Origin of the sequence: Methylocystis sp. (assembly GCF_051061225.1) — a bacterium.
Taxonomy (GTDB): domain Bacteria; phylum Pseudomonadota; class Alphaproteobacteria; order Rhizobiales; family Beijerinckiaceae; genus Methylocystis.
Genome location: NZ_JBPFEB010000008.1, coordinates 1 through 5,536 on the forward strand (window position 1 = coordinate 1; position 5,536 = coordinate 5,536).

Here is a 5,536-nt window from a genome sequence, read left to right on the forward strand (position 1 = left end):
GGTTGGCGAGGCGGAAAAGATGGCTGGTGCGCTCCCCCGCCTGCACGTTCTCGAAAGCGATGTCGTAGACCTTGCGCCCTTTCGCGTAGGGGTGGCCGATGTCCTTCAGCATCTGCATGCACGAGGGCCTGATGTCGATCTCCTCGGCGCTGCAGCCGACCGTGCGCATGAGCTGCCAGGCCTGGTTCTTGGTGCGGCTCGACGTGGCGAAGCCCGGCATGGTGTAGGCGAGGATGTTCTTGCGCGGCAGCTTGAGGTGATCCATTGCCCGCGCGCACACGAGCAGCGCGTGCGTCGAGTCGAGGCCGCCCGAGACGCCGATCACGACCTTGCGCAATCCCGCCGCGCGCAGCCTCTGCGCCAGCCCATGCGACTGGATGTTGAACGCCTCGAAGCAAAGCTCCGCGAGGCGCGCCTCGTCATTGGGCACGAAAGGAAAGCGGGGGACGTCCCGCAGGAACCCGATATCCTCGCGCGGCGCGGCGAGTTCGAAGGACACGCTGCGGAAGTCCAGGTAGGGAATCTCGGCGTCGGCACAGGCGCCGAAGGTGCCTTGCCGCAGGCGCTCGGCCACAAGGCGGCCAATGTCGATGTCGGCGAGAATGAGCTGCGGCGTATCGGAAAAGCGCGGCGCCTTGGCGAGAAGCTCGCCCTTTTCGTAGATCATCGCCTCGCCGTCCCAGGCGAGGTCGGTGGTCGACTCGCCCTGCCCCGCGGCGGAATAGAGATAGGCGGCGAGACAGCGCCCCGAATGCGCGGCGCAGAGCGTTTGCCGATAATCCGACTTGCCCACGATCGCATTCGACGCGGAGAGGTTCAAAAGCACGGTGGCGCCGGCCAGCGCCGCGCCTGCCGAGGGCGGCGTCGGAACCCAGAAATCCTCGCAAATCTCGGTGTGGATGACGAGCCCGGGAAAGTCGCTGGCCTCAAGCAGCAATTGAACGCCGAAAGGGGCGGTCTGGCCGGCGACCGAAATTTCGTCGTCCGAGAGACGGACGCCCGAGGTGAAATGACGGCCCTCGTAGAACTCACGGTAATTGGGCAGGTAGGTTTTCGCCGTCACCGCCAGCAAGCGCCCGCGCAAGACGGCGACCGCGCAGTTATAGAGCCGCCCACGATAGCGCAGCGGCGCCCCGACGACGATCAACGGATGCAGGTCGCGCGACGCGTCGAGCAGATCGGCGAGCGCCGTCTCGACGGCGCCGAGCAGCGCCTCCTGCTGCAACAGATCGTCGATCGCATAGGAGGACAGACCCAGTTCCGGGAACAGCACGAGCGACGCGCCGCGCGCATGGGCGTCGCGCGCCATCTCGATCGTGCGCGCGACATTGAAGGCGGGATCGGCGACCCGCACGGCCGGACAGGCGACAGCGGCGCGGATGAAGCCGTGCGTGTGAAGCGAGAAAAAAGGATGCGTCATGAGCTTGCGCGGCGCCGGCCGGAGGAGTGGACGCCGATCATGACGGAAATCAGGGCGTTTTCCTACCCTTGCCGCCGGCTCGCGGCCCCTACTGGCCGGAAGCCTGGCTCTGTGAAACAAGCCGGGCGTCGAAAGCCGGGTTGGAGCCCTGCTCGCCCGGATGGTACATCACCATCGTCACCGAGAAATTGGCCTTCTGCGGCTGGCCCTGAGCGACGACCTGCGTGGGGCCCGGCTTCCAGTCAGTGAAGCGGAAAAAGACGTAGCCGCGAGACAGGGTCTCCCGCGCCCCGAGCGCCAGAAGCTGCTGAAGCGTCTGCTCCTCTGAACTCACCACGACCCCGGTCATGTCGAGCCGCAGCATGTTGGGCGCGAGCGTCTGCACCCTGTTCGTCAGACAGGCGGCGAGCAGGAGGCTCGTCGCGAGAATCGCAATCTGGCGCGGCAGGACTCGGAGGATCATGCCTCCCTTTCTCACATCGGCGGCGAAACGGGAAGGCGCGGGCCTGAAAACAGGAAGGGCGGGGTCTCCCCCGCCCTTCCCGTGTTGGAGATCCCGGAGGATCAGCCCCAATGCGCCAGAATGGCGAGCATGAGCAGGGCGACGATGTTGGTGATCTTGATGGCCGGGTTCACGGCCGGGCCGGCGGTGTCCTTGTAGGGGTCGCCGACGGTGTCGCCGGTCACCGACGCCTTGTGCGCCTCGGAGCCCTTCAGATGCTTCACGCCGTCCTTGTCGATGAAACCGTCCTCGAAGGACTTCTTGGCGTTGTCCCAGGCGCCGCCGCCGGAGGTCATGGAGATCGCGACGAAGACGCCGTTGACGATCACGCCGAGCAGCAGCGCGCCCACCGCCGCGAGGGCGTTGGCCTTGCCGCCGCCGAGGATCAGCACGACGATGAACATCACCAGCGGCGCCGCGACCGGCAGCAGCGAGGGGACGATCATTTCCTTGATCGCCGCCTGGGTCAGCATGTCGACCGCGCGGCCGTAATCCGGACGGTCGGAGCCGTCCATGATGCCGGGCTTCTCCTTGAACTGGCGACGCACTTCCTCGACCACCGAGCCCGCCGCGCGGCCCACCGCCGTCATGGCGATGCCGCCGAAGAGGTAGGGGATGAGGCCGCCGAAGATCAGACCCGCCACCACGAAGGGATTGGACAGGCTGAAGTCGATGTTCTCGAGCCCCTTGAAGAAGGGCACGCCCGTCGCGGCGAAATGCTTGATGTCGTTCGTGTAGGCGGCGAACAGCACCAGCGCGCCGAGGCCCGCGGAGCCGATGGCGTAGCCCTTGGTCACGGCCTTGGTCGTGTTGCCGACGGCGTCGAGCGCGTCGGTCGACTGACGGACTTCCTTCGGCAGTCCCGACATTTCGGCTATGCCGCCGGCGTTGTCGGTCACCGGGCCGAAGGCGTCGAGCGCCACGACCATGCCGGCGAGGCCGAGCATCGTCGTCACCGCGATCGCCGTGCCATAGAGGCCGCCAAACTGATAGGTCAGGATAATGCCGAGGACGATCACCACGGCCGGCGCCGCCGTCGACTCGAGCGACACGGCGAGGCCCTGAATGACGTTGGTGCCATGGCCCGTCACCGACGCCTGCGCGATCGACACCACCGGGCGCTTGCCCGTGGCGGTGTAATATTCGGTGATGTAGACGATGGCGCCCGTCACGACGAGGCCGATAATGCCGCAGAGGAACAGCAGGAAGCCGTTGACCGGTTCGCCGTTCACCTTGCCCACTTCACCGAGACCGACGGTGAACAGCGTGGCGAGGAACAGGCCGGGGATCGAAAGCACGCCCGCCGCGATCAGGCCCTTGTAGAGGGCGTCCATGATCGAGTCGTCCTTGAGGCCGATCTTCTCGAAGTAAGGGGCGGCAACCTTGCCCCACTCCGTATCGTCCCTGCCGAGCTTCACGAAGTAAGTGCCGGCGATGGAGGTGAGGATCGACAGGCCGCCGATGGCGAGCGGATACAGCACCGCGCTCGAGAGGCCTTCCTGACCGGCGAAGAAGATCGAAGCCAGAACCATGGTCGCGACGACCGTGACCGCATAGGTCTCGAAGAGGTCGGCCGCCATGCCCGCGCAGTCGCCGACATTGTCGCCGACGTTGTCGGCGATGGTCGCCGGGTTGCGCGGATCGTCCTCCGGAATGCCCGCCTCGACCTTGCCGACGAGGTCGGCGCCGACGTCGGCGCCCTTGGTGAAGATGCCGCCGCCCAGACGCGCGAAGATCGAAATCAGCGAGGCGCCGAAGCCCAGCGCGACCAGCGCGTCCACGACGACGCGGTCAGCGGCCGTGTAACCGGCGAACCAAGTGAGGATGGCGTAATAAACCGCGACGCCGAGCAGCGCGAGGCCCGCGACGAGCAGGCCGGTGACCGCGCCCGCCTTGAAGGCGATGTCGAGGCCGCCCGCCAGCGACTTGGTCGCCGCCTGCGCGGTGCGGACATTGGCGCGCACCGAGACGTTCATGCCGATATAGCCCGCCGCGCCCGAGAGCGCCGCGCCGATGGCGAAGCCGAAGGCCACCGCCCAGCCGAGGAGAATGACGAGAAGCACGAAAATCACGCCGCCGACCATGCCGATGGTCTTGTACTGGCGGTTGAGATAGGCCTGCGCGCCTTCGGCGACGGCGCCGGAAATCTCCTGCATGCGCGGCGAGCCGGGATCGGCGGCCAGCAGCTCCTGCGACGTCTTCACGCCGTAGGCGACGGACATGAGTCCGAAGACGATAGTGAGAAACAAGACCATAAGGGTTCGCCTTTTCGTTCCTCGGCCGGGGGGCGGCCGAATTGGTCGCGAAACGGAAAAAAGGAATGCGACCGCCCCGACGAATCGGGCCGGAGGCTGCGAATTTCCATTAACCTTACTGCCAGAAATGGGCGGAGGCGGCAATGCCGGGCCCTCGCCCGTTCAGAAGTGGCTGAAGGACATTTTCCCGAAAATCATTTGTGTTTTGGCTTGGTCGAGGAAGCGCGGCGGCGCCCCTCCGGCGACGATGTCGCCGATGCGGACCACCCCCGGCGGCGCCTCGAAAGCCGGGTCGGCGGCGAAGAGGATTTCATAATCGTCGCCCCCCGTCAGCGCCGTCTCCAGCAGGCCCGGATCGAGCGCGACGGCCTCACGGGCCGCCCGGGACAGGGGGACCAGCGGCGCCTCGACGACGGCGCTTGCCCGGGACGCCCGGCAGAGCTTGGCGAGATCGCCGGCGAGACCGTCCGAGACGTCCATGGCGGCGGTCGCATGGGCGCGCAGCGTCGGGATGAGATCGAGGCGCGGACGCGGCAGGAGGTAGCGGCCGTCAAGATATTCACGGGCTTGGGGCGAGAGCTTCGCCGCGAACTCCGGCTCGCGGCGCAGGGCGAGGCCGAGCGCGGCGTCTCCGATGGTCCCGGAGACATAGACGGCGTCGCCGGGCCGCGCGCCCGAGCGCGGGACGAAGCGCGCAGCCCGTCCCAGCGCGGTGATGGAGATGGCCAGCGGCCCCGGCGTGGCGGTGGTGTCGCCGCCGATCAGGGGAGCGGCATAGGCGGCCGCGTCCGCCGCGAGACCCTCGGCAAAGGCGGCGAGCCAGTCGTTGGTCCAGTCGCCGGGCAGGGCGAGCGACAGCAGGAAGCCGACAGGCTCGGCGCCCTTGGCCGCAAGGTCGGAGAGATTGACGCGCAACGCTTTCTGCGCAATCGCGGCGGGCGGATCGTCCGCGAAGAAATGGACGCCGGCGACCAGCATGTCGACGGTGGCGACCGTCGGCTGGCTGGAGGCCGGCAGGAGGGCGGCGTCGTCCGTCAGGCCCAGGCCCGCCGGGCCAGCGATCGGCGCGAACAGGCGGGCGATCAGGTCGTCTTCGCTGTAGCGGGCTGTCATTCCCCAAGCTCCCTGCCGCCGTCCTCCACCGGTCTCGCACGGGCGCCATACCTCCCCTTTACGGGGAGGTCGGCGGCGGAAGGCCACCAGGTGGGGTTCAAGCCAAGACAGCCATGCTGGGGCTTTACCCCACCCGACCCGGCTTCGCCGGGCCCCCCTCCCCGTAAAGGGGAGGGGTGAGCTCACGAGCGGCGTTGGGCGGGCGCGGGGCGACGGAGCGCCCTACCCCATCTCCTGCGTCCGCTC

At 67.6% G+C, this 5,536-nt stretch carries 4 protein-coding genes; all 4 read right to left on the reverse strand.

What is annotated here, in order from left to right; genetic code table 11:
* Positions 1-1,420, reverse strand: a 1,420-nt coding sequence (locus ACR652_RS02685; protein WP_434504981.1) for an NAD(+) synthase, incomplete at its 3' end; no start/stop codon positions are given.
* A gap of 88 nt (positions 1,421-1,508) precedes the next feature.
* Positions 1,509-1,883, reverse strand: a complete 375-nt coding sequence (locus ACR652_RS02690; RefSeq protein WP_434504982.1) for a hypothetical protein — start codon at positions 1,881-1,883, stop codon at positions 1,509-1,511.
* 101 nt (positions 1,884-1,984) lie between these two features.
* The gene (locus ACR652_RS02695; RefSeq protein WP_434504983.1) at positions 1,985-4,177 is read right to left on the reverse strand and encodes a sodium-translocating pyrophosphatase; all 2,193 of its coding nucleotides are present in this window, start codon (positions 4,175-4,177) and stop codon (positions 1,985-1,987) included.
* A gap of 162 nt (positions 4,178-4,339) precedes the next feature.
* Positions 4,340-5,290, reverse strand: coding sequence for a thiamine-phosphate kinase (thiL, locus tag ACR652_RS02700; RefSeq protein ID WP_434504984.1), 951 nt, complete (start codon positions 5,288-5,290; stop codon positions 4,340-4,342).
* Positions 5,291-5,536: the final 246 nt, after the last annotated feature.

What these genes read in the sequence shown, in the direction of transcription:
- ACR652_RS02690 (WP_434504982.1), bottom strand. Translation starts at nt 1,883, where the DNA reads ATGATCCTCCGAGTCCTGCCGCGCCAGATTGCGATTCTCGCGACGAGC.
- ACR652_RS02695 (WP_434504983.1), bottom strand. Translation starts at nt 4,177, where the DNA reads ATGGTCTTGTTTCTCACTATCGTCTTCGGACTCATGTCCGTCGCCTAC.
- thiL (WP_434504984.1), bottom strand. Translation starts at nt 5,290, where the DNA reads ATGACAGCCCGCTACAGCGAAGACGACCTGATCGCCCGCCTGTTCGCG.